The sequence below is a fragment of the Natrinema versiforme genome, assembly GCF_005576615.1.
GTDB classification, from domain to species: Archaea; Halobacteriota; Halobacteria; order Halobacteriales; family Natrialbaceae; genus Natrinema; species Natrinema versiforme_A.
Window position 1 is genome coordinate 3,249,034 of sequence record NZ_CP040330.1, and the last position, 23,009, is coordinate 3,272,042.

The 23,009-nt window shown below is 66.7% G+C and carries 24 protein-coding genes; 13 read left to right on the top strand and 11 right to left on the bottom strand.

Features of this window, described 5'->3' with window-relative positions; translation table 11 throughout:
* Positions 1-91: 91 nt before the first annotated feature.
* Entirely contained in the window at positions 92-991 is a 900-nt protein-coding gene (gene map, locus FEJ81_RS16110; protein WP_138246248.1) for a type II methionyl aminopeptidase, read from the bottom strand.
* Positions 992-1,062: 71 nt separating this feature from the next.
* Entirely contained in the window at positions 1,063-1,188 is a 126-nt protein-coding gene (locus tag FEJ81_RS24230) for a hypothetical protein (RefSeq protein WP_267877914.1), read from the bottom strand.
* Between the two features lie 601 nt (positions 1,189-1,789).
* Between FEJ81_RS24230 and icd the strand changes: the two genes are divergently transcribed.
* Positions 1,790-3,052: an isocitrate dehydrogenase (NADP(+)) gene (gene icd, locus FEJ81_RS16115; protein ID WP_138246249.1), complete on the top strand. Its 1,263-nt coding sequence runs from the start codon at positions 1,790-1,792 to the stop codon at positions 3,050-3,052.
* A gap of 222 nt (positions 3,053-3,274) precedes the next feature.
* On the opposite strand, the gene FEJ81_RS16120 is transcribed toward icd, so the two are convergent.
* Positions 3,275-5,008: a sensor histidine kinase gene (locus FEJ81_RS16120; RefSeq protein WP_138246250.1), complete on the bottom strand. Its 1,734-nt coding sequence runs from the start codon at positions 5,006-5,008 to the stop codon at positions 3,275-3,277.
* A 286-nt stretch (positions 5,009-5,294) separates the two neighbouring features.
* On the opposite strand from FEJ81_RS16120, the gene FEJ81_RS16125 reads away from it, so the two are divergent.
* Positions 5,295-5,732 carry a GNAT family N-acetyltransferase gene (locus tag FEJ81_RS16125; protein WP_138246251.1) on the top strand — a complete coding sequence of 146 codons (438 nt, stop codon included), beginning with the start codon at positions 5,295-5,297 and terminating at the stop codon, positions 5,730-5,732.
* A 143-nt stretch (positions 5,733-5,875) separates the two neighbouring features.
* Positions 5,876-6,031 (top strand): hypothetical protein, encoded by a 156-nt coding sequence (locus FEJ81_RS23325; protein ID WP_175416450.1) that lies wholly within the window; start codon positions 5,876-5,878, stop codon positions 6,029-6,031.
* A 21-nt stretch (positions 6,032-6,052) separates the two neighbouring features.
* Here the strand turns inward: FEJ81_RS23325 and FEJ81_RS16130 are convergent, their stop codons facing one another.
* A complete protein-coding gene (locus FEJ81_RS16130) occupies positions 6,053-7,426 on the bottom strand; it encodes an NRAMP family divalent metal transporter (RefSeq protein ID WP_138246252.1) in 1,374 nt (457 codons plus the stop codon).
* Between the two features lie 80 nt (positions 7,427-7,506).
* A complete protein-coding gene (locus FEJ81_RS16135) occupies positions 7,507-7,899 on the bottom strand; it encodes a cupin domain-containing protein (protein ID WP_138246253.1) in 393 nt (130 codons plus the stop codon).
* 147 nt (positions 7,900-8,046) lie between these two features.
* Here FEJ81_RS16135 and FEJ81_RS16140 point away from each other — a divergent pair, with 147 nt between their 5' ends.
* From FEJ81_RS16140 to FEJ81_RS16150, 3 genes are all read left to right on the top strand, one after another.
* Complete coding sequence (locus tag FEJ81_RS16140) at positions 8,047-8,379, top strand: DMT family transporter (protein ID WP_138246254.1); 333 nt, start codon at positions 8,047-8,049, stop codon at positions 8,377-8,379.
* A gap of 107 nt (positions 8,380-8,486) precedes the next feature.
* Positions 8,487-9,011, top strand: a complete 525-nt coding sequence (locus FEJ81_RS16145; RefSeq protein WP_138246255.1) for a DUF5817 domain-containing protein — start codon at positions 8,487-8,489, stop codon at positions 9,009-9,011.
* 79 nt (positions 9,012-9,090) lie between these two features.
* Positions 9,091-9,537, top strand: coding sequence for a hypothetical protein (locus FEJ81_RS16150; protein ID WP_138246256.1), 447 nt, complete (start codon positions 9,091-9,093; stop codon positions 9,535-9,537).
* Positions 9,538-9,638: 101 nt separating this feature from the next.
* Here FEJ81_RS16150 and hmgA read toward each other — a convergent pair whose 3' ends face one another.
* Both hmgA and FEJ81_RS16160 read right to left on the bottom strand, forming a co-directional pair.
* On the bottom strand, positions 9,639-10,865 hold the full coding sequence (gene hmgA, locus FEJ81_RS16155) for a hydroxymethylglutaryl-CoA reductase (NADPH) (RefSeq protein ID WP_138246257.1): 1,227 nt from the start codon (positions 10,863-10,865) through the stop codon (positions 9,639-9,641).
* Positions 10,866-10,960: 95 nt separating this feature from the next.
* The gene (locus tag FEJ81_RS16160) at positions 10,961-11,362 is read right to left on the bottom strand and encodes a hypothetical protein (protein WP_138246258.1); all 402 of its coding nucleotides are present in this window, start codon (positions 11,360-11,362) and stop codon (positions 10,961-10,963) included.
* A gap of 175 nt (positions 11,363-11,537) precedes the next feature.
* Here FEJ81_RS16160 and FEJ81_RS16165 point away from each other — a divergent pair, with 175 nt between their 5' ends.
* The 3 genes from FEJ81_RS16165 (at position 11,538) to FEJ81_RS16175 (ending at position 14,819) form a co-directional block, all read left to right on the top strand.
* Positions 11,538-13,169 carry an amidohydrolase gene (locus FEJ81_RS16165; protein ID WP_138246259.1) on the top strand — a complete coding sequence of 544 codons (1,632 nt, stop codon included), beginning with the start codon at positions 11,538-11,540 and terminating at the stop codon, positions 13,167-13,169.
* Positions 13,170-13,257: 88 nt separating this feature from the next.
* Positions 13,258-14,241, top strand: a complete 984-nt coding sequence (locus tag FEJ81_RS16170; protein ID WP_138246260.1) for an LLM class flavin-dependent oxidoreductase — start codon at positions 13,258-13,260, stop codon at positions 14,239-14,241.
* A 122-nt stretch (positions 14,242-14,363) separates the two neighbouring features.
* Positions 14,364-14,819: a DUF2267 domain-containing protein gene (locus FEJ81_RS16175; protein WP_138246261.1), complete on the top strand. Its 456-nt coding sequence runs from the start codon at positions 14,364-14,366 to the stop codon at positions 14,817-14,819.
* Between the two features lie 37 nt (positions 14,820-14,856).
* On the opposite strand, the gene FEJ81_RS16180 is transcribed toward FEJ81_RS16175, so the two are convergent.
* The gene (locus tag FEJ81_RS16180; protein WP_138246262.1) at positions 14,857-15,756 is read right to left on the bottom strand and encodes a glycosyltransferase family 2 protein; all 900 of its coding nucleotides are present in this window, start codon (positions 15,754-15,756) and stop codon (positions 14,857-14,859) included.
* 53 nt (positions 15,757-15,809) lie between these two features.
* The gene (locus tag FEJ81_RS16185) at positions 15,810-16,517 is read right to left on the bottom strand and encodes a class I SAM-dependent methyltransferase (RefSeq protein WP_138246263.1); all 708 of its coding nucleotides are present in this window, start codon (positions 16,515-16,517) and stop codon (positions 15,810-15,812) included.
* Between the two features lie 224 nt (positions 16,518-16,741).
* On the opposite strand from FEJ81_RS16185, the gene FEJ81_RS16190 reads away from it, so the two are divergent.
* The 3 genes from FEJ81_RS16190 (at position 16,742) to FEJ81_RS16200 (ending at position 18,736) form a co-directional block, all read left to right on the top strand.
* Positions 16,742-17,023 (top strand): MarR family transcriptional regulator, encoded by a 282-nt coding sequence (locus FEJ81_RS16190; protein ID WP_138246264.1) that lies wholly within the window; start codon positions 16,742-16,744, stop codon positions 17,021-17,023.
* A 105-nt stretch (positions 17,024-17,128) separates the two neighbouring features.
* Positions 17,129-17,983, top strand: a complete 855-nt coding sequence (locus FEJ81_RS16195) for an MBL fold metallo-hydrolase (protein ID WP_138246265.1) — start codon at positions 17,129-17,131, stop codon at positions 17,981-17,983.
* A gap of 30 nt (positions 17,984-18,013) precedes the next feature.
* Positions 18,014-18,736: a YkgJ family cysteine cluster protein gene (locus tag FEJ81_RS16200; protein WP_138246266.1), complete on the top strand. Its 723-nt coding sequence runs from the start codon at positions 18,014-18,016 to the stop codon at positions 18,734-18,736.
* 188 nt (positions 18,737-18,924) lie between these two features.
* Here the strand turns inward: FEJ81_RS16200 and FEJ81_RS16205 are convergent, their stop codons facing one another.
* Positions 18,925-19,338 (bottom strand): TRAM domain-containing protein, encoded by a 414-nt coding sequence (locus FEJ81_RS16205; protein ID WP_138246267.1) that lies wholly within the window; start codon positions 19,336-19,338, stop codon positions 18,925-18,927.
* 205 nt (positions 19,339-19,543) lie between these two features.
* Positions 19,544-21,271: a radical SAM protein gene (locus FEJ81_RS16210; protein WP_138246268.1), complete on the bottom strand. Its 1,728-nt coding sequence runs from the start codon at positions 21,269-21,271 to the stop codon at positions 19,544-19,546.
* Between the two features lie 277 nt (positions 21,272-21,548).
* Here FEJ81_RS16210 and FEJ81_RS16215 point away from each other — a divergent pair, with 277 nt between their 5' ends.
* On the top strand, positions 21,549-22,979 hold the full coding sequence (locus FEJ81_RS16215; protein WP_138246269.1) for a winged helix-turn-helix transcriptional regulator: 1,431 nt from the start codon (positions 21,549-21,551) through the stop codon (positions 22,977-22,979).
* Positions 22,980-23,009: the final 30 nt, after the last annotated feature.

The window sequence follows — 23,009 nt, forward strand, 5'->3', positions numbered from 1 at the left end:
CCGGTCTCCCGTGTTCGTTTCTTCTCCCGACGGACGTCCCGAGCGGTAGTTTATTACCAATACGGATGGCCAGTGGAATCCCCGGGATCGGTTACCGCTCGGTCGTCACTTCACAACCGTCCTCGGTGACGATGATCGTGTGCTCTTTCTGACTGACGAGGAAGCCGTCGTCTTCCTTGAGCACGGGATAGCCGTGGACGATGTCGTTGCGCTTGAGTCGGCGCAGCGCCATCTCCGCGCGGTCGGTCTCGAGCCAGCGCGTCGCAAAGGGCAGCGTACGGAACTCCTCGGTGATCTGTTCCAAGGCGTCGCGGGCCTGCCGGTTGCGAACGCTCCCCTCACGCTCGAGCGAGAAGATCTCCTCGCTCGCCCCTTCAGTGACCTTGCCGCCGCCGTCGGTCGCGAACGGCTCGATCGCGACGACATCGCCGACCTCGAGGGTCGTCCCCTGCGAGACGGCTCGGTTGGGAATGTTCGGGCTGGTGTGTTGCTCCCAGTGGCCCAGTCCGTGACCGGTGAGGTTGACTACGGGGTTGTAGCCGTAGCCGTCGATGACGTCCTCGATTGCCGCGCCGATCTCGCCGGTGCCGATCCCGGGCTCGATGATATCGACCGCGGCCTCGAGGGCCTGTTCGGAGGCCTCCGCCAGTTCGGGGTTACCCGAGAGGTCGACGGTGATCGCGGTGTCGGCCAACCAGCCGTCGACGTGGACGCCGATGTCTAAGTTGACCATCTCCTCGCCGAAGGTCGTCTCGTCGCCGATCGAGGGCGTCGCGTGGGCCGCCTCCTCGTCGATGGAGATGTTGACGGGGAACGCGGGCTGGCCGCCGAGTTCCCGAATGCGATCCTCGGCCCACTCGGCGACCTCGAGGTGGCTCGCGCCGACCTCGACGCGCTCGGCGGTCTCGTCGCGTACCTGCGCGAGGATTGCCCCCGCTTCGCGATGCTTCTCGTACTGCTCGGACTCGAGGTCCACCTCGGATTCGGCCATGTCTCGGGGTTCGGCCGGTCGACAAAAAGAGGTTCCGTCTCTCGTCGCCGGTCGTCGCGAACGGCTTGCAGTCAGCGACCCTCGGGGTTGCCGTCGACCCACTGACACGCCGGACAGGCGTCCACGCCCTGTACGTTCGACAGCGTCGCGGCACAGTGGGGACACTGGCGCGCAGCGTACTGCGGTGCTCGTAACATGGTTCGCCCAACGCCTACGTCAATAATAAATGTACTCCACGACGATCGTCGAAATCGAGGGGCGCGCGGCTGCGAGTCGCCGAGGCACGAACCGCCCTCCGAATCGACCGTTTGCGGAAGAAACGACGCGTAACGGGGCCGGAATCCGTGAAACGGTCGCCACTGGTTATACACGCCGCGCCCCTCGAGTCAATTGGCGTGAGAGACGCCAGATCCGAGCCGGATCAGTGGCACACCGACACCGGCTCGCGAGCCGTGATCGCCGGCCTCGAGACTGAACGTCGCGGTGTTCCCGGCAGGTGGATTCGTCAGTCTTGAACCGGCGGCGTCACGGCGGTTTTCACACGCGTCAGTTCGATTTACTCGAGAGCACCCGAGAACAGCCTCCGGTCGAGAAATCCCGGTTTTACGGCAGATGGACCCCTCATTTGACTTATTTTTATATAGGGGGCGAAATTGCTTATTCGCTCTGTAGCCGCTATAGAAGCCCGATACCGCCGCTAAACCGCCGTTCGGGACGAATGGGGAATCGCTCAATTCTTGCCGGACCGAGACGGAAATGGTAGACCTTTTACCCCCGTCGAAGAACCGTACAGACGAGATGAGCTACGACAAGATCGAGGTCCCCGACGAGGGGGAGCAGATCACGCTGAAAGCGGGTACCGAGAACGAACTCGAGGTGCCTGACAACCCGATTATTCCGATTATTTACGGCGACGGCGTCGGGAGCGATGTCGGTCCCGCCGCACAGACGGTTCTGGAGGCTGCCGCGGAGGCGACCGGCCGCGACATCAACTGGATGCGAGTCTACGCCGGCGAGTCCGCACGGGAGAAGTACGACGAGAACCTGCCCGAGGAGACCGTCGAGGCGATCAAGGAACACCGCGTCGCGATCAAGGGTCCGCTGACGACCCCCGTCGGTGCCGGTTTCCGATCGCTGAACGTCGCGCTGCGAAAGAAGCTCGACCTCTACGCGAACGTCCGACCGACCTACCACCTCGACGGCGTCCCGTCGCCGGTCAAAAACCCCGGCGAGATGGACATGGTCACCTTCCGAGAGAACACGGAAGATGTCTACGCCGGCATCGAGTGGGAGGAAGGCACCGACGACGTCCAGCAGGTCAAGGAGTTCGTCGAAGACGAGATGGGCGACGACGACGTCATCCACGACGGCCCCGTCGGCATCGGCGTCAAGCCGATCACGGAGTTCGGAACGAAGCGACTCGTCCGCCGCGCCATCGACTACGCTCTCGAGCACGACCGCGATTCCGTCACGCTGGTCCACAAGGGGAACATCATGAAGTTCACCGAAGGCCAGTTCCGCGACTGGGGCTACGAGGTCGCCGAAGAGGAGTACGGCGACGAAGTCATCACCGAGGACACCCTCTGGGAGGAGAAAGACGGCGAAGCCGACGAGGACACCCTCGTCGTCAACGACCGCATCGCCGACAACATGCTCCAGCAGCTGCTGACCCGAACGGACAACTACGACGTCATTGCGACGATGAACCTCAACGGTGACTACATGTCCGACGCCGCCGGCGCACAGATCGGCGGCCTCGGCATCGCCCCCGGTTCGAACTTCGGCGACGGCCTCCTGCTGGCCGAGCCCGTCCACGGCTCCGCACCCAAGTACGAGGGCCAGGACAAGGTCAACCCGACCGCGATGATCCTCTCGGGCCGCATGATGCTCGATTACCTCGGCTGGGACGACGCCGCCGACCTCGTCCGCGACGCCGTCGAGGAGACCATCTCCTCCGGCAAGGTTACCTACGACCTCGAGCGCAACCTCGAGGACGCCGAGAAGCTCTCGACGAGCGAGTACGCCGAGGAAGTCGTCAACAATATCGAGAAACTCTCGTAGAGAGTTTCTCGTCCTCTCGCGGCTGCGCCGCGAGAACATCGAAAAACTGTCGGAAGCCAGTTTTTCGGGCAGTCAGACCGCGAAGCGGTCTGACAACATCGAAAACCTCCGTAGAGCGGTTCTCACTCGTTTCTTTCTTCGTGCGTTCGAAACGCTGCCGAGTCGATCAGTGCTGTACCCGAACTCGTTGACAAGTCCGTCGGCTCCCGGCTCGAGAGCGGTTCATCCGGAATGGCGTTGCAGTTCGACGACGAACACGGCCCCGCCTCGCTCGTTCGATTCGATCCGCACGTCGCCGCCGTACTGCGAGACGAGGGTATCGACGAGGTAGAGGCCGACGCCCGATCCCTCGCTCTCGAGCCCCTTCTCGCCGCGGCCAAAGGCGGCGTCGCGACGGGCGGGCGGGATTCCCGGCCCGTTGTCCGAAACGCGGATGGTCACCGTCTCCGGGCCGCTCGCCGCGGCGATCGTCACGCGTGGCTCGGCCGCGTCGTTGTGCTGGACCGCGTTGTTCAAGAGGTTCCTGAACACGGTCGACAGGAGCGAGTTCGCACGGACGGTGACCGCCGGGACGGAGCCGTCGACGGCGAAGTCGGCGTCCGGATACGCCTCGCGTCGCCGCTCGATCGTCTCCGTGAGCGTCGTCTCGAGCGGGGTCGGTTCCGTGTCGCGGTCGCCGTCGGTGTCCCAGAGTTCGGTGAACGCTTGCAACGTCTCGGTGAGTTCGACCGTGTGCCGTGTCGTATCTAGCATCCGCTCGAGCATCGCGCGTTCGTCATCGTCGAGACGGTCGTTCAGTTCCTCGCCCCAGCCGAGGACGACCGCCATGTCGTTGCGGATGTCGTGACGGACGATCCGATTCAGGAGCAACAGTTCCTCGTTGCGGCGGGACAGCACCGCCTCGCTTCGCTCGAGGCGACGGCTCAACGCTGCCGCATCGAAGAAGACGTACGACTGGCGGGCGACGAGCGCGAGCAACACGAGCACGCCGAGGGCGAGTCCGACCGGGTCGAGGGAGGCGGTCGAGGCAGCGTAGCCCGTGACAGCCATCGCGAGCAGGAAGGGTGCGTAGGGGGCGACCGTCTCCCGGAACGCGTACCGGCGGCGATCGACTTCGGGCGGGGGCGTCGCGGCCGCCGGATGGAGCGCGGCGAGCATGACGATCAGATTGCCGGCGAGCCAGATCATGTCGAGTTCGCTGTAGACATATCCGCCCGTGATCGACAGGTACGCGAACGCGCTGTCGCCGAACGCCCAGACGAGATTGCCCGCGGCGAGGAGCGTGATCGGGACGCGCCGCGGACCGCGCGCGTGGGCCGCGACGATGAACGCGATCGATCCGAGGACGATATCGAGCGTCGGGTACGCCGCGGACACCCAGAGTGTCGCGCCGCCGGCGGCGCTCTCCGTCAGCATCGGCTCGAGCACGAACTGCCAGTTGATCGCGAGCAACGCGATCGCGACGAGGAGTCCGTCGAGGGTGATGCGAAGGAGCGATCCCAGACGGTGCTGGGACGCAGCGATCACTAACAGTCCGGCCGCGAGGAAGCAATAGTCGCTGAGATAGAAGAGATCCGGCACGCCGGGAAACGGAACGCCGCCCAGCCACAGTTCGTAACACATCCACGCGAACTCGCCGGCCGCGAACAGGCCGGTACCGACCGCGGTGAGCCCCCAGCCGAGCGCGTTCGGCGACTCGCTCTGGTGGGCCAGCAATCCCAGCGCGACGGCGGCCGTAGCCGCACTGGTGGTGAGGACGAGATTCGAAAAGAGGAGGGTCCCCCGGGGGCCGCCGATCGATAGGTGCATCCAGCCGATCGACGCGAGGACGAACACTCCCGCGGCGAACCACGCCCACCGGAACTGCGTCGGTTCGAACCGGAACCGCGTGTCCGACCCGAGTTCCGAATCGGAGCCTGCGGGATCGGACGCTCCGGAGTGTGGGTCGACGCTCATCGCTGTCTATTACACCAAGACGGAGCCATCGTAAAGGCACTCTGGCCACATATATTCCATATTTGATTGGATTCCGTTCGATCGAGTTCGAGGGAGACACAAGAGAGAGGCTATTCCATCGCCGTCCGATCGGGAACTGGCAGAAATGCCGTCACTACATGACAGTAATTATATGTCGTGTGAGACGCCGTTCAAATCGGACGGAGGTCAGCCGACGTTCAGGATCGGTGACAACAGGGATCCCGATCGATACTGTTCTCACGCTTGAGACGCTTAGGCGCTCTCGATGAACGATATCGACGTACGCATCGTCGACACGGAACGAGGACGAGAGGACGCGTTCGCCGTCCGACAGGCGGTATTCGTCGACGAGCAAGGCGTCGACGAGGACGTAGAGTACGACAAGCACGACGAGACGGCCGTCCACTTCGTCGCCTACGACGGCGACGAACCGGTCGGCGCGGCCCGACTCCGCGAGTACGAGGACGGCGTCGGCAAGGTCGAACGCGTCGCCGTCCTCGAGTCGCGACGCGAGGCGGGCGTCGGCCGCGCGCTGATGGCATCCCTCGAAGAGCGAGCCGACGCGCGCAGCTTTACGGAACTGAAACTCCACTCGCAGACGCGAGCCGCCGACTTCTATCGCCGACTGGGCTACGAGCGCCACGGCGAGGAGTTCGAGGAGGCCGGCATTCCCCACGTCGAGATGCGAAAGGCACTCGACTGAGTTTTGCATCTGGCCGCGGGTCACGGCCCGTGTGATGACTCGAGCACTGTAGCGGTCCGCCGACAGTAGTCCCCCACCGGAAATAGTCCCATCCCGTGAATGTCTGACTGACTTTAAAATAGGTGTCCGTGCGTACTACTGCTATGCAACAGTCGATTCGTGCGCCCCTCGAGGCGATAACGACCACGGCAGCGACCGTCCAGCGCGCCGGCCGGATCCTCCTGCCGCTGGGTCTCGCGGCCGCGAGTACCGGCATCGGACTGCTCGTCTACTTCTGGTTGGTCGCCGCGGTTCTGTAACGGCTCGCGCGACCGAACCAGCTACGCCGTCGTGATCCGATCGCGGACGTATTTGGCACCCAATCCGAGAACCGCCAGCGTCATCGCCGCCGCGAAGGCGACGACGAACGCCGAGACCGGTTCGGTGACCGTCTCGAGTTCCGCGAGGACGAACTCGCCCGCGAGGACGGCAGCGACGGCGAACAGTGCGAACCCGCCGACGTTCGCCGGAAGCGAGTTCGTCTCGGGGACGACCGCGGGATCGTTCAGCAAGTAGAGGATCACTGCGATGGCGAATGGCGTCCCGACCAGCCCGAACGCGAGCGTGAGGACGAGGAGCTGGAAGAAGGCTCCCTCGAGGAACGCGCCGACGGCCGAGGCGAGCGCGACGGCGACGATCGCGGCCCGGTAGCGGCCGTCACTGACGGACTGCTCCCAGCCGAGTTTGTCGGCCAGCAGGTACGGCGGGACGATCGTGTTCCCGCCGAGCGTCGACACCGCCGCGCCCAGCAGACCGGCGAGGAACAGCCACATGGCGTACTCGCCGGCGATCGGACCGAGAGTCTGTGCGGCACCCACGCCGTCGATCGTCGCCGGATCGACGCCGGCCGACGGGAGCACGCTCGCCGCGACGAGGAAGACGCCGAGGCTGAAGACGCCGAAGGCGGCGAGCATCGAACTGACGACATCGAACGTCGCGATGTCTGCGTCGCCGGCGGTCCAGCCACGGGCGCGCATCGTGTAGCTCTGCATGGTCAGCAGCGTGATGTGGACCGCGCCGCCGAGGATTCCCGCGGCGATGAGCGCGCCGTCCACGCCAGCCGGGATTTTAGGGGTCAGCCCCGCGGCCGCCGCGGCCGGATCGATCGGGACGACAAAGGCCGAGGCGACGAAGGCGACGACGACGATCGAGACGAGGAGTTTCGCGCCGTGTTCCGCGAGGCGGTAGCCGCCGCCCGCGAGTCCCAGCGCGAGGACGACGGCCCACGCGATCCCCCAGAGGCGCGGATCGGTCAGCGCGGCGACACCGACGCCCGCTTCGGCGGCCATCGTCGCGCTAACCGACGCGAGCGTCTTCATGATCACGATCTGGGCCAACCCCGCGGCGAGCACGGCGTCGATCACGAGCACCCACGCCCAGAACGAGCCGAGGTGTCGCTCGACGACCGCGACGATCCCCGCCTCGGTGAGCAGCCCCAGCCGCATCGCGAGGTACTGACCGACGGTGCCGAGGATCGCCGAGAGGACGACGACCCACAGCAGCGCGTACTCGAAACTCGCCCCCGCGACCAGCAGGCTCCCCATCGTCGCGGGTCCCGCCGCGATCGCGCCGGCGAGCCACGTCGGCCCCAACCGCTCGAGAAACGACCTGATTCGCCCCAGTCCAACTGATTGCTGTGTCCGCTCAGTTGCCATCGGACACCCCTTTCGAACTGAGACATATAACTGGGTGGTATTCGTTGGTGTCGGGAAGAAAAGGTGATCGGAGAGCGAGTTCACTCAGTCTGCCAACTCGGGTTCTCCCGCGGCGGGCTGAAGATGTCGACGCCCCGGACCGTCTCGTCGCCGCGGTTCTCGGCCGCGTGGGGCTGGTCGCCCGGGATCGCGTAGGAATCGCCGGGACCGCAGACGATCTCCTCACCGTCATCGGAAGTCGAAGAGTTCCGATTGCTCGATGAGCTTCGCTCATCGCTGTCAGTGAGGAACGTCAGTTCACCCTGCGTGATGTAGCCGGTCTGGTCGTGGGGGTGGCTGTGCTCGTCGACCGTCGCGCCGGGTTCGATCTCGAAGTGCTGGACGTTCATCGACTCGGTCCCCGCCAGCAGCGCGAGGTGGACGCCGTCCGCGGCTTCCGACGACTCGAGGTCATCGAGGGAAACGCGTTCCATACCCAGCCTCACGGCGACAGACACTATAGTTCCGTGGATAGCGGCGCTGGCAGGCTGTGCAGCCGTGGGGATCGGCAAAGTTCGTCTCAGCACTCGAGTCTCGAGCCCTTCGAAACAAATATTAATTTTTCAATCAGAAACCGTCGCATGAACCCGTACGTGATACTCGGCGGTGCGATCCTATCGGAACTGTTCGGAACGACGGCGCTCAAACTCTCCGAGGGGTTCTCGCGGCCGCTGCCGAGTCTCGGCGTCCTCGTCGGCTACGGCGTCGCCTTCTATCTGCTCTCGCTGACGCTCGAGGAGTTACCGGTCGGGGTCGTCTACGCGACGTGGGCCGCACTCGGCATCGTCGGCGTCGCGTCGATCGGCGTGCTGGCGTTCGACGAGCACCTCGACGGCGCGGCCGTCGCCGGACTCGGGCTCATCCTCGCCGGCGTCTACTGTCTCAACGTCCTCCCGGATGTCTCCGCGCACTGAGCGGGTCAGTCTCCGCCGCGTTCGGTCCGCCCTCGCGGCCCGACAGCGGCGATCACTTCCGCCGCGCTTGCCGAACCTTCAACTACCGCGAGCGGCCACTGCGAGACATGTACGCCGTCGTCGGCTGTAGCGAGTGCTCGAACCTCTGGATCATCGAGGGCCGGTCGGAGACGACCCAGTGCCCCCGCTGTGGCTCCCGGAAGGCCTACGAGAAGCGCAAGAAGTTCGTCGAGACCGACGACGCCGCCCACGCCCGCGACGTGCGCGCCTCGATGCTCGCGAACCGACAGGGCGAGGGCGAGGCCTTCGCCGAACTCGACTCCTTCGCCGCCCTCGAGGACGACGTTGCCGACGGCGTCGTCGACGACGCGGAGTACCTCGAGCAGGCCGGACTCGACGTCGAGGAAGTCGAAGCGGCCGGCGACCGCGATCCGCGCGGGCCGAGTCGCAGCGGCAGCAAGAAAGAGATCGTCGAAGGCGCGCTCGAGGTCCTCGACGAGCCAACCGAAGCCGAGGTCGTCGACTACGCGAGCGAGCGCGGGGTCGGCGCCGAGTACGTCAGGGACGTCCTCGAGAAGCTCACTCGGCGCGGAGTCGTCAGCGAGAGCCGCGGGCGGTATCGGCTGCTGTAGGTCGTTGCACCGTATTGCCTGCTGTCGCTCGCCGCGGCGGTATCGCCACGGCTATCCCCGTTCGGCGGCTCGAGCCGGTATGACAGAGACGGTCGATCTGCAGGGGAGTGTCATCGGCGCGGGACTCCTGCTCGCGGTCGGATTCCTCGTCTACGGAACGGTCGTCAGCGGGACGATCGTCGGGTTCGACGCGGCGGCCGCGGCGACGTGGGTCCTCGCGCTGACGTTCATCGCTCTCGCTGGCGTCCACGCGAGCGTCGGCCAGTACGATTTCGCGCTCGGACACGGGGGTGCCGCCGCCGGCTGGCTGTTCGTGTTGCTCGGATCGTCGGGATTTCAGACCGTCCTCGGACTGGTACTGCTCGTCCTCTCCGGGAGTTACATCGCGATCAGAACGTTGCGAGCCCGATCGGACGGAACCGTCGGGGATGGGGCCGACGGGGGTGGAACCGACGGCGATGGAACCGATGAAGACGACACCGAAACGGGCGGAAAACGGGACTCAGTCTCGGACGACATCGAATAACTAACCCTCGCAGTCGAAGGGCCGCGAGTTATCGGCAGGTGTCCGATTATTGCCGCGAGACCACTGCTGATTCTCGCTCGACCCGGATACCGACGTTCGGATTACCGGCCGAGATCCTCGTGTGCGCTCGCGAGGTGTCGCGAGGAGAGCGCGCCGAGCAGCGAGAGTTCGCCCGCGAGCGCGCCGACAGCGATGATCTCGGCGAGCGCGTCGGCGTTCGAGCCGGCCGGATCGCCACCGCCCTTGAGGCCCAGAATCTCGAGGGCTTCGGCCTGCGTCGGCAGTTTCGTTCCGCCGCCGACGGTGCCGACCTCGAGCGAGGCGAGCGAGACGCTGGCGTAGAGATCGGTGGTGCCGTCCTCGCGCTTGCGAGCGTCCATGGTCGTGATCGTGTTCGCTGCCTCGACGACCTGAGCCTCGTCCTGTCCGGTCGCGAGGAAGGCCGCGCCGACGACGTTGGCCGCGTGGGCGTTGAATCCCAGACTCCCCGCTTTGGCGCTGCCGATCAGGTTCTTGCGGGTGTTGGCCTCCGCGATGGCGTCGGCGGTCGTGTGGAGTCGCTCCTCGACGAGTTCGCCCGGAATCTGCACGTCGGCCGTCACCGAGCGGCCGCGGCCCTCGACGGCGTTGACAGCGGCGGGTTTCTTGTCCGAGCAGAGGTTGCCCGAGAGCGCGACGAGCGAGGCCGGGGTCTCGCTCTCGACGAGTTCGCAGGCCTCGCCGGTGGCGATCGTGGCCATGTTCATCCCCATGGCGTCCTTGGTGTCGTAGGCGAAACGCAGGTAGACGGAGTCGCCGACGACGTAGGGCTCGATATCGAGGAGTTCGCCGTGGCTCGTCGTCGACTCGGCGGCCTCCCGGAGCGCCTCGAAATTGCCCTCGACCCAGTCGACGGTCTCGGCGGCCTCGGCGACGCCGTCGACCCGAAAGACCGGGGCTCGAGTCATCCCGTTTTTCGTCACGCGCGCGTCGGCTCCGTCCGCAGCGCGGATCACGGAGAGCCCGCGGTTGACCGACGCCAGCAGCGCGCCCTCCGTCGTCGCGAGCGGGAGGTAGTGCTCGCCGTCGGCCGCGCCGCCGCTTACTGGGACGGGACCGACGACGCCCATCGGCACCTGCGCCGCGCCGATCATGTTCTCGATGTTCGGGTCCGCTCGCTCGGCGGGGAACGCGTAGTCGCCGATCGCCTCGAGTTCGGTTCCCGTCTCGCGCTCGACGAGCAACCGACGCGCTTCGGCCGCGGTGTCGTAGTCGGCGTGGTCCTCGAGTTCGTGAATGCGAAGCTCGCCCTCGCGCACCCGCTCGGCGAGGTCCTCGGGGTCTGTCATGGCTCAGCCAAGAGGGCGGTGGGTCCTAACAGTTGCTGATCGTGACGGCTCGAGGGTGCCCGACCGCTCGAGGCCGACCGGCGGCCGCGTCGTGGTTACGAGACCCGCGTCACGGACTCGTCGCTCTCGGCTCGGTAGTCGGTGAGAACCTCGTAGCAGACCAGTGCGACGAGCGAACCGGACCCGATCAACCCGATCACGAGGTGGGCGAGTCCCTCCGCGTCGGCGGCGAACGCGATCGCGAACGCGGCCGTCGCGACCGCCGCGAACCGGAGCCGACTCCGCGATCGGTCCCCGTTCCGCGAGCGCTCCCCGTCGGTGACCGCGAGGTACAGTTGCGGGAGCGCCACGGCGACGCCGGCGAACAGGAGATACGACAGGAGCGGCCAGTCCTGAATCCCGAGTCCGAACTGGCGATCGACGACGAGCGAGCCGGAGAGCGCGAGGACGAGCAGGAGAAGCGACCCGAAGATGATGCGGTCTTCACGATCGAGCATACGAACCGATCGACGGGCCGGCAAGTCAAGCTTGCGCTCGATTCCAGTCCGTAGGCCCGCGTTACACTCCGGTCTCGGCTGTTGGCGCTCCCTACTAGCTTCGACTCGAGGGGCGAAGCCGGCCGGCGAGGACGCGGACCCAACTGTTTTGACACTCGGCCGCGGGCACTGATCTATGACGGCGGCCGCAGACCTCCTGTTGGTCAACGCGGAGGTTCACACGCTCACCAAACCCGATACCGTCCGCGAGGCGGTCGCGATCCGCGACGGCGAAATCGTCCGCCTCGGAGACACGTTCGAGGTCGAGTTCCTCGCGGGCGTCGAAACCGACGTGATCGACTGCGAGGGTCGCGTCGTCCTGCCGGGGTTCATCGACGCGCACACGCACATGGAGCAACTGGGCCAGCACCTGGTCCACGCGGACCTCTCGGCCGCCGACAGCGCCGAGGACTGCGTCCAGCGACTCCGCGAACTGGCCGCGGACGACCCCGACCGCGAGTGGCTCCTCGGGTTCGGCTACGACGAGAGCGAGTGGACGGGGACAGGATTGGAGACGGAAACGGGACCGAAGGCGGAACCGGCACCGCTCACTCGAGCGGCCCTCGACCGGGTCAGCGAGGACCGGCCGGTCGTCGCGATGCGGGTCGATCTGCACACCGCGTCGCTGAACACGGTCGCGCTCGAGCGCCTCGCGGACGAGTTGCCCGACTCCGATCTGCGAGACGAGGACGGCGAACCGACCGGGGTCGCCGTCGAGGACGCTGCCGAGGCCGTCAGGAAGCGACTCACGGCCGATCGCGAGGGGATGCGCGAGGTGCTCGCGGCGGCGACGCGCGACGCGGTCGCGCGCGGCGTTACCGGCGTCCACGACAAGGTCCGGGGCTCGGTCGCGCCGCGGGTCTACCGCGACATGGCCGCCGCCGGCGACCTCCCGCTGCGCGTGCGGATCGACTACTGGAGCGACCACCTCGAGGCCCTCGCCGAGGTCGGGGTGGGAACGAACGACGGGACCGGCCGCGTTCGGACGGGCGCGATCAAGTCCTTCTCCGACGGCAGTTTCGGGAGTCGGACGGCGAAGCTCCGGGAGCCGTACGCGGACGCCGGCGGCGATACTACCGACGAACGAGCCGACGGCGACCCGGACAAATCCGACGGCGACGAGCGCGGCCAGTGGGTCGTCGACCCCGACGACCTCGCCGCGCTGGTCGAACGGGCCGACGCCGAGGGATTCCAGCTCTGCGTCCACGCCATCGGCGACGACGCGATCGAGGAAACGCTGTCCGCGCTCGAGGCGACCGCCGACCCCGGCGGCTCCCGCCACCGGATCGAACACGCGGAGCTGGCGACCGACGACCAGCTCGAGCGCATGGCCGAGGCGGGGATCGTCGCCTCGATGCAGCCGAACTTCCACCGCTGGGCCGGCGAAGATGGACTTTACGAGCGGCGACTCGGCGAGCGGCGGCGCAATCGGACGAACCGGTTCCGACGGGTGCTCGAGGCCGGCGTCCCGCTCGCGTTCGGCTCGGACTGCATGCCGCTGGATCCGCTTCTGGGCGTCCATCACGCGGTGAACGCACCGGACGACGCACAGCGGCTGTCGGTCACCGAGGCGCTGCGAGCGTACACCGCCGGTGCGGCGTACGCCGGCTTCGACGAGGACCGACTCGGAACGATCGAGCCCGGCAAGCGCGGGGATCTGGTGGTGCTCGAGGAGTCGCCGTGGGACCGACCGGACCGGATCAACGACATCGAGGTCGCGATGACGCTCGTCGACGGTGCGGTCGTCTTCGACGGGCGCGAGGAATAGACGGTCGCCGGCTGACGGGATGTCTCACTCGTCTCCGAGGCTGCGACGAACGGGTCGATTTTTGCCGTCGGGGAGCGACGACAAGCGCATGGAAACCGGACTCATGGTCACGGCGTTCGGCGACGCGGACCTCGCGGACGTTGCGGTCCGCGCCGAGGAACGGGGCTACGACGCCGTCTGGGTCGGCGAACTCTGGGGAGCGAGCGGCGTCGTCCAGACCACCGAGATGGCCTGTCGAACCGACGAGATCGGTATCGGGACCGCGATTTTGAACGTCTACTCGCGCTCGCCCGCGGTGCTCGCGATGACGGCCGCCTCGCTCGAGGACGCCGCCGACGGCCGGTTCACGCTCGGGGTCGGGACGAGCACGGCCACAGCGGTCGAGGGGCTCCACGGGATGTCGTTCGATCGACCGGTGCGACGCGCCCACGAAACGATCGAACTGATCCGGAAGTTCACGGCCGGGACCGGCGACCCGGTCGACTACGAGGGCGAACTCCTCGAGGCGGCGAACTTCCCGTCGATCGAGACCTCGGTGCCGATCTATCACGCCGGCCTCGGGCCGGCCAACCGGCGCGTCGTCGGCCGGCTCTGCGACGGCTGGATCCCGCACAATATTCCGTTCTCGCGGCTCGAGGACGCCTTCGAGGAGGTCGCGGCGGCCGCGCGGGAGCGCGACCGAGAGCCGGACGAGATCGCGATCGCGCCGTACGTCCCGTCGGCGGTCAGCGACGATCCGAGCGAGGCCCGCGAGGTGCTGCGGCGACACGTCGCCTACTACGTCGGGAGCGGCGAGGGCTACCGGCGCGCGGTCGCGACGGCGTACCCGGACGAGGCGAGCCGGATTGCAAAAGCGTGGCGCGCCGGCGAGCGCGACGACGCCGCGAGCGCGGTGACCGACCAGATGATCGCCGATCTCGGCGTGGCCGGAACGCCCGAGGAGGCCCGCGAGCAACTTCGAACGCTCGTCGCCGAGACGGGGATCGACCACCCGATCGTCGTCGTCCCGGAACCGGCCTCGAGCGACGTGACCGAGACGACGATCGAGGCGCTCGCACCGAAACGGTTGTAGCGTGAATCGGCACGGTCGTCGCCGCCTTTCTTCCGTCACCGCGCGAGACTCGAGCGCCCTTGCGAATCCGCGGATAGCGTTTTTGCAGTCCACTGCCGACAGTCTCGAGTACCGGAGAACCCATGAGCACGAGCTACACCGACTTCATCGGCGAGGTACAGCACCGAATCGAAGCCGGGACCCAGGCCGAGGCCGTCCGAACGACGCGAGCGGTCCTCGAGACGCTCGGCGAGCGCGTCGGGGAGGGCGGCGCGACGGACATCGCGAGCCCGCTCCCGATGGAGATCGATCGGTATCTCTTGGCCGCCGATCACGGCCAGACCGGCGACTACGACGCGTTCGTCGATCGGGTACTCGAGCGGCTGAACTACGACGATCTAGGCCTCGACGCGTCGTACGGGCGACCGTCGAACGTCGACCGGTCGGAGGCGGTCTACCGAATCAAGGCCGTCGTCGAACTCGTCAGCGAGCAAGTCCCCGGCGGCGAACTAGCCCACGCCGAAGAGCAGTTGCCCGAGGAGTTCGGGGACATGTTCGAGTTCGTCGACGCCGAGACGAAACCGTGGGAAGAAGCCTAAGCTCGCTATCGTCGCCTGTAATCGCGTTCGGGATCGGTCAGCGCCGGTCGTAGATCCGGACCGCCCGGTCGTGTCGCGTCGAGAGCCCGTTGGGATTTCGCCGGCTCGAGCGATCGGCATAGCGGGCGCGGACGCCGTCCCAGAGCCCGTGCGTAACGTTCGCGATCACGTCGGTGCCGTCCGACACCCAGCCCGTCGGCGTCGCCTCGCCGGACGCTAGCCGGCAAACGCCGCTGAGGGCGTCCCGGAGTGCACTGTCGGCGGTCCGGGCGAGGACGGTCGGCCGCAGGCCATAGTTCTTCGCGAGCCGATAGGACAGCGACCGGTAGGTTGCCCCCCAGTCGGGGTCGGCCCGGCCGCCGTCGGTCCCGACCTCGCAGCGGGCGGCCATCGTCGCCGTCCATGACACCTCGTGGCCGAGTCCCGCTACGCGGTGGGCGCAGTCGTGCTCGCTCTCCTCCTCGATGTACTCGTCGAACCCGTCGAGGGACTCGAGGACGGACCGCTCGAACGCGACGTTGTCGCCGTGGAAGAGGGTAACCGTCTGGCCGGCGACCCGCCGCGGCGACTGCAGGTCCGCCGTGACGGGGCCGCCGGTCACGGGACCGGTGACGACGGCCGTCTCGTCAGTGATCGCCTCCTCGATCGCGCCGTACCAACTGTGATCGATCGCGTACTCGCCGTCGAGGAAGGCGACGATGTCTCCCGTCGCGAGTTCGAGGCCGGCGTTCCGGGAGACGCTGGGGTTCCGTTCCGAAATCTCGACGAGGACGTCGACATCGTCCCGCTCGCGGACTACGCCGCTCGTCCCGTCAGAGGAGGGGCCGTTGACGACGATGACCTCCGTCGACGACGGCGTCCGCTCCGCGAGTGCGTCGAGACACGACAGCAATCGCTCCCGGTCGTTGAGCGTCGACACGACTACCGAGAGCTCCATACCGCCCGATAGGGGCTCCTGATAGTAAATAGATGGGATTCGAATCGGGCCGGTCAGCGAACCTGCGCGTTCCAGTACGACACCGACGCGAAGTGGTCGGTGATCGGCAACTCGCCGACCGCCTTGTCGAGCGCGCGAAGCGGCGACGCGAGCCCGTTCGGGATCGATCGGTACAGCCCGTACGGAAGGAGGAAATCGTCCTCGACATCGACGAGCGTGAGGTCCGTCTTCGCGAGGAGGACCGCCACTTCGCTCTTCGAGTAGAGTCGCGACCCCATCGGGAGCGCCCAGTTGTAGACGCTCCGCGTCGAAAACCGGTTGAACGTATCGAAGACGATCTGATCGCGGGAGACACGCCGCATCTCTTCGAGGAACGCCTCCGGATCGTCCGCGAGATGGAAAAACCGCATCGCGATGACGGTATCGAAGTGATCGTCCGGGAACGGCAGTCGCCCCGCGTCACCACGGAGGAACTCGAGGGTCCCCGCCAGCTCCGCGTTCTGAGCCTTCCGTCGTCCCTGCTGTAGCATCGCCGCCGAGATATCCAGTCCGACGACGTCGGCACCCTGATGGGCCAGCATGACCGTAAACCGCCCGGTACCACAGGCGATCTCGAGGACCTTTCGGTCCTCGACGGGCATGATAGCCTCGAGGACGGCCTCCTTCTCCCGGCGGTCGATCAGCTGTCCGCCCTGGGAGAACCGCTTGTCGTCGTATTCCTCGGCGATATCGTCGGCTTGGTACCACTCCTGTCCTTTCACACTGGGCGAATCTACTGTTGTGAGAGGATAAAACGATACTGGAGTCCGCCGACGGTCCGCTGGCGGTCCCAGATCGCCACACGGCGGATTCACACGGCGGCTGACACCGAAAGACAGCGGTAATCGATCTGTGTTAATACCTCATTCATATGCCTTATACAAACTGCATTATTCGTATCCACATATAGGGAAGCTTTACCATCGCCGATTCCGCTCACGTAGGTATGAGCATGGGTACAGCCGAGGACCGTGGCGCCGCCGTCGAAGAAACCCTTTCAGAGGACGAATACCGTGACCGGCTCCGCGATCTGCCGCCGAGCGCGAAACTCGTCGCGAAAGTGCTCGAGACCGACTCGCCGCTCTCGCAGGGCCAACTCGCCGAGGAGTCGCTGCTTCCCGACCGCACCGTTCGCTACGCGCTCAACCGACTCGAGGACGTCGGCCTCGTCGGCTCTCGGTACAGTTTCCGGGACGCTCGCAAGCAGGTCTACTTCCTCAAGCACTGAGTTTCGAACCGATTCAGCGGCGATGCCGGTCGCGATGCGGACACCACGGCCGCGGGGGCCAGGGACCGCCGATATTCACTTTTTCGCTCGGTCGCATGTCGACGTATGGATCTCGTTTCCCGGTCGCTTCCAGTCGCGACACGCGCCCCCGGCGGCGAAACCAACGCCTATCTGCTCCGAGCGACGACGCCGGCGACCCCGGACGGCGAGCGCCGACCCCGCGACTCCGGAGCCGACCCGGCGGTCCTCGTCGATCCGGCAGCGCGCACCGACGACCTCGATCGGCTGGTCCGCGAGCACGCCGTCGACCACATCCTCGTCACCCACACCCACCCCGACCACGTGGGTGCCGTCGACGCCTACGCCGCCGAGACCGGCGCGACGGTCTGGGCCCGGTACGGTCGAACTGACCGGTTTCACGAGGCGACGGGCTGCGAACCGGACCGGACGTTCGCGCCGGGGACGGCGATTCCGCTCGAGGACGAACGCGTCCGCATCCTCGACGCGCCGGGCCACGCGCCGGACCACGTCGCGCTCGAGGCCGGCCGCGGCGGCCCGATCGTCTGTGGCGACTGCGCCGTCCGCGAGGGCAGCGTCGTCGTCGGCGCGCCCGAGGGCGACATGCGCGCGTACGTGACGACCCTGCGACGGCTGTGGGCGATCGACCCGCCCACACTGTATCCGGGCCACGGCCCCGAAATAGACGAGCCCCGCGAGACCCTCGAGCGACTGTTCTCTCACCGGGCCGAGCGCGAAGCGCGGGTGCTCGAGGCGGTCTCCGGCGGAGCCGAGGCCCTCGACGAAATCCTCGAATCGGCCTACAAGAAGGACCTCTCGGGGGTGCGCGACCTCGCGCGGGCGACGGTCGTCGCCCACCTCGAGAAACTCGCCGTCGAGGGGCACGCGGGGTGGGACGGCGAGCGGGCGACACCGGGACCGACCGCGGGCGCGGGCGACTGACTTTTCCGCGTCGACCGCGTCTGCTGCGGTGTGCAATCGCTCGACGCCGAACTCGAGGACGCCCGCCGACTCGCCATCGATGACCTCGCGGACGCGATCGAGTCGATCGGCTTCGAGTGTACCCGCTGTGGGGCCTGTTGCAAAAGTGAGGCCGAGGACGACCACACGGCGACGGTGTTTCCGGACGAAGTTCGAAATCTCGAGGAGAGCGCGGCGCGTAGCGCCGCGGATGATCAAGCGGTGGAGCCGCGAGATAGCGACAGCTACGACGGCGACTACGACTGGCGCGATGTCGCTCGTCCCATGCCCTACGGGCTCTCGGAGACGGAAGAGGGTGGCCTCGAGGGCGAGACCTTCGAGTGGGCCCTACAGACCGACGACTGCGGCGACTGTACCTTCTACGAGGAAGACGAGTCGGGCACGGGTGCGTGTTCCGTACACGGCGACCGGCCGCTAATCTGTCAGACCTATCCGTTCAGCGTGGCGCTTTCGGGCACCAGCCAGCCGATGGGCGAGGCCGTCGACGAGGCGGGCGTGGTCCGCGCCCACGAGTGCGAGGGACTCGGCCGGGATATTTCGCGCGACGACGCCGAGGAACTGGCTCGAGCGCTGAAAGAACGGGCCGTCCGGGAACTCGAGGAGGCCATCGCGGTCAGGGACGAGTACGAACCGGCCAGTCCGGACCCCGGCGAGGTCGTCGTCCACGACTCCGAAGGCGCAAAGCGGGCGGACGGAACGCCGCTCGAGGAGTGAAGGGAGAGATCGCCGTGGTTTAAGCGATGAAAAACTCTTAGTGGCGGTCCTGTACGGCGCGCTCCGCGCGCCGTTTCACCGAGCGCGAGCGGAGCGAGCGCTCGGTCTTTTTTGGTCGAGATTTTTTGCCGGGGATTGAGGCCGGCGTCTTCGACGCCGGCCGATGTCCTCGGCAAAAAAGGTCGTTTCTAGAACGTGTCTTCGATGATCTCGCCGACGGCGAAGTTCGACTTGACCTCGGTGACTTCGATCTTGACGCGTTCGCCGACGTCGGCCCCGGGCACGATGATGACGTAGCCGCGTTCGACGCGGGCGATGCCGTCGCCCTGTTTGCCGATGTCTTCGATCTCGACGTAGCGCGTTTCGCCGACATCGACCGGCGGCTGCGGCTCCGATGGCGCGCTCTGGGGTGTGGCCGTCGCCGAGGCGTCGTCGTTGCTCGCGACCTCATCCTCTCGCGAGATGAGCGCGACGCGATAGACCTCGCCCGGGTCGATGTCGCCGGTTTCGACCTCTTGACGCGGTACCTCGATGACGTATCGATCCTCCTCTTCCGAAACGTCCGTACTGAACAGACACAGCAGTTTTTCAGATATTTCCACAGGCAGACCCTCGATTTCACCTCTGATTCCCCTCCATAATAGAACTACCGACACCGTGCCGTCGATTGACGGGGAAAGCGTCTTGGGCTCCGGCGTGAGCGGGCTGCGAACGATAGTCACAGAGCAGTCCACACGATCAACAACCGGCTCTCACGGGTCCGACCGGAAACAAGCGACCGAAGAAGACGGGGGAAAGACGACGGACTCAGTCCGCCGGCTCGAGCGGCCGCGTCGTCATGAACTGGGAGAGATCGAACTCGGTCCCGAGGTCGGCGTCGGCGATCGCCTCGTAAGGCCGGTTGACGACGATGTCGCCGGCGGTGCTGTCGCCGATGCCGGGGACGGCGGTGAGTTCGTCCATCGAGGCCGCGTTGAGATCGAGCGGGTACGGGACGCCGGTCACCGAGCGGTAGCCGTGATCGACAACGGCGACGTCGATCGTCCGGCCGAGTTCGCGCTCGCCCGGGATGCCGACCAGTAGCGGGTAGGTGCCGAGCTGGCGACCGAAGGTCTTGCCGTCCTGATGGTACTCGAGGTGGACGTTTCGGAGGACGGTTCCCGGCGGGGCGACCCGCTCGAGCATCGGGTTGTCGATCTCCTCGCGGACCTGCTGTTTGTACCGTTTGAACAGGTTCTTGTGGTCTCTGGCGATCTCGGCCCCGGTGTCGGACATGTCGGTGCCGTCGAAGGCCATCACCTGCCGGATGTTGATCCGGCGGAGCATGTAGCCCTCGTCGTAGACCCGCTGGAGGAACTCGCGGTTGCGCTCGTAGGTCTCCTCGCGCTCGCCCTTGAGCCCGTGGAGGAGGTTGATGCCGGGGAGGAGCTTCGGAAGACGACGCGCCGCGTCGTCGCCGAAGTTCGGCGCTGTTTCCCTGTTCCCGTCGGGTCGCCACCCTGCCTCCTCGTTGACGATTCGGACGGCCTCGAAACACTCCTCGGCGGTGACGTTCAGGTTGTTCTCCTCCTGGACGACCGGATCTGCCGACTCGAGGCCGAACGCGGCCGTGTCGCCGGGCGTGTTGTGCTCGGCGATGATCCGGATCCCCTCGCGGCTCTGCTCGGGCCACTCCACGATCGTGATCGGGTTCATGTTGTCGAGGTGGAGCGTCTCGAGGTCGGGGGCGACCTCGCGGATGCCGCTGTAGAGTTGGCGCAGGGCGTCGGGATTGGGCGCTTCGCCGTCGCCGCCGTAGGCGAGGATGTCGGCCTGTCGGCCGATCCGGAAGTGTTTCACGCCGTAGTTCGAGAGGGCGTCGACCTCGCCGACGACCGTCGGCGGCGGCCGGAACTCGGGGTTGCCGTAGAGCGGTTCCGTACAGAACGAACACCGGTAGGCACAGCCCCGCGAGGTCTCGAGTTCGCAGATGAGATACTCCGGGTGGTTGGGATGCTGTTCGACGATGAACGCGCCCTCCTGGGCCCACCGCGAGACCTCGTCGATGTCGCGCATCCGGTTGTTAAAGCCCTCGAGGCCGCTCTCGACGAGGTCGTAGACGGCGGCCTCGACGTCGCCTTTGGCGACGAAATCGAAGTCCAGATCCTGCCGTTCGGTCTCGGTCGCGCCGGCGTTTTCGTCGCCGACGCCGAACTTGACGGGGCCGCCCATCAGGCTGGTGCCGCTCGCGGTCCAGGCGAGTTTGCGGACCTCGTCGGGTTCGGCGGGCGTGCCGCCGACGTACTTGCCGGGAACGGTCATGCCGCCGAGATAGAGCAGAAGGTCGGCCTCGTCGACGTCTCGCCAGTAGTCGGGTTCGTCGCGGAGCCGATCGATCGTGTGATAGGTGATCTGCTCGCGCGGGACGCCCGCGTCGACGAGCGCACCCGCCGCGTACCGCGGGTACGTCGAGATGTACGGCGGCACCCCGAAGTGAGCGGGCTCGTCGACGTAGCCGTCGACGATCGTCACCGACAGCGTCTCGGGGTCAGTCATGGCTCCCGATAGCGCCTCGAGCGATAAAACGGTGACTACACGCCGTCGATCGATCGTTGCGAGCCCGACGCCGCCGGCCCGCCGACTCGAGGGCACCGACTGCAGTAATTTAATGGATGAAGCGTTCAATTATCGTGACTAACTGCGAGGAGTGCCGTCGATCCGGCCCTCCGACTGGGATGCGCCGAGCCACAGCGCTCGGCTGCTCGATTCACCTCGCAATCCGACCCGCCGCGCTGCTGGTCACGACCCCGCCACGAGGGCCGTCTCGAGAGGTATGATCCGGAACACGATCGTGCGCACGATGCTGTGTGCGAGTCTCGTCGTCGCACTCGTTGCGACGGCGGTTACCGCTGGAGCCGCGGCAACGGTCACCGCTGGCCCCGAACGCGAGACGGTGACGGCCGACTCGAGCGCGACCGAGTCGATACTCACAGTACAGAACGACTCCGATGACCCGGACGACCCTGACGATCCGGACGACCCCGACGGCCCCGACGACGCTGATGATCCCGACGATCCGGATGGGACAACCGGGACGAACGAGACCACCAGTTCTGACGATACCGATGGGACAACCGGGACGAACGATACCAGCGGTTCTGACAGTCAGGAGGATCCCGATGATCCGGACGATCCGGACGACCCTGACGATCCGGCCGATACGAGCGATACCAGTGACTCGGACGACGCTGATGATCCGAACGACCCGGATGACCCTGATGACCCAGACGATCCGAACGACGCTGATGATCCCGACGACACAGATGATCCGGATGATCCGGCCGATCCTGACGATCCGGACGATCCCGATGACTCGGACACACCGGACGGCGCCGATGACTCGGCGAACGTCACCGAGCCCGCGGATTCGGCCGACTCGAGCGACGGGGCCGAATCCGACCCCGACGGCGGCCGCGGGGGACCGACGGCGGGCGATGGCGGCGGAAACGGCGCTGCCGTGACCGCGGACGGCGGGGACGCGACCGACACCGAGACCGAAGCGGCCCCCGACGAGTCGTCAGGGCCGAGTGAAGGGGCCAGCATCGCGCTCGCGACCCTGCTCACCGCGGCGGCCGCCAACGCGTCGTCGGTCGGGAACGCGACCGTCGTCGTCGGACAGTCGTCGTCGCTGCAGGGGTCGGTTCGCATGGCGACGGCGACACTCGAGCGGGCCGGCTCCGACGGCGGCTGGCGATATCTCGGCACGCTGTTTCGCTACAGCCGGTTCGACGATTCCGACCCGCTCGAACACGACTCCCGGCGGGAGATCTATCGAACCATCGCGGACGATCCGGGCATCAACCTCTCCGCGGTCGCGGCGGCGACCGACGCGTCGCTGTCGACGGTCCGACACCACCTCCGGATCCTCGAGGAGGAACGCCTGATCGAGTCGGAGAAGGTCCGCGGGGAGCGCTGTTACCGTCGCGCCGATACGACCGACGAGATCGATATCGCACTCCGGACGGCACTCGAGAAGCCGGCGACCCGTCGGATACTCGAGACGCTGGCCGAACACGGGCCGGCACAGACGACGACGCTGGCGGACGAACTCGACCGGGACCCGAGTACGGTGACCCACCACCTCTCGACGCTGTCGGACGACGGACTCGTCGTCAGAGACCGCGACGGATCGGCGGTCATCACGCGGCTCGCACCCGGCGTCGAACGCAGCCTCGAGCATCGGGAGCCGCCGTCCTCGGACTGAGAGCGGTCACCGATCCGCCGTCTCGAACGC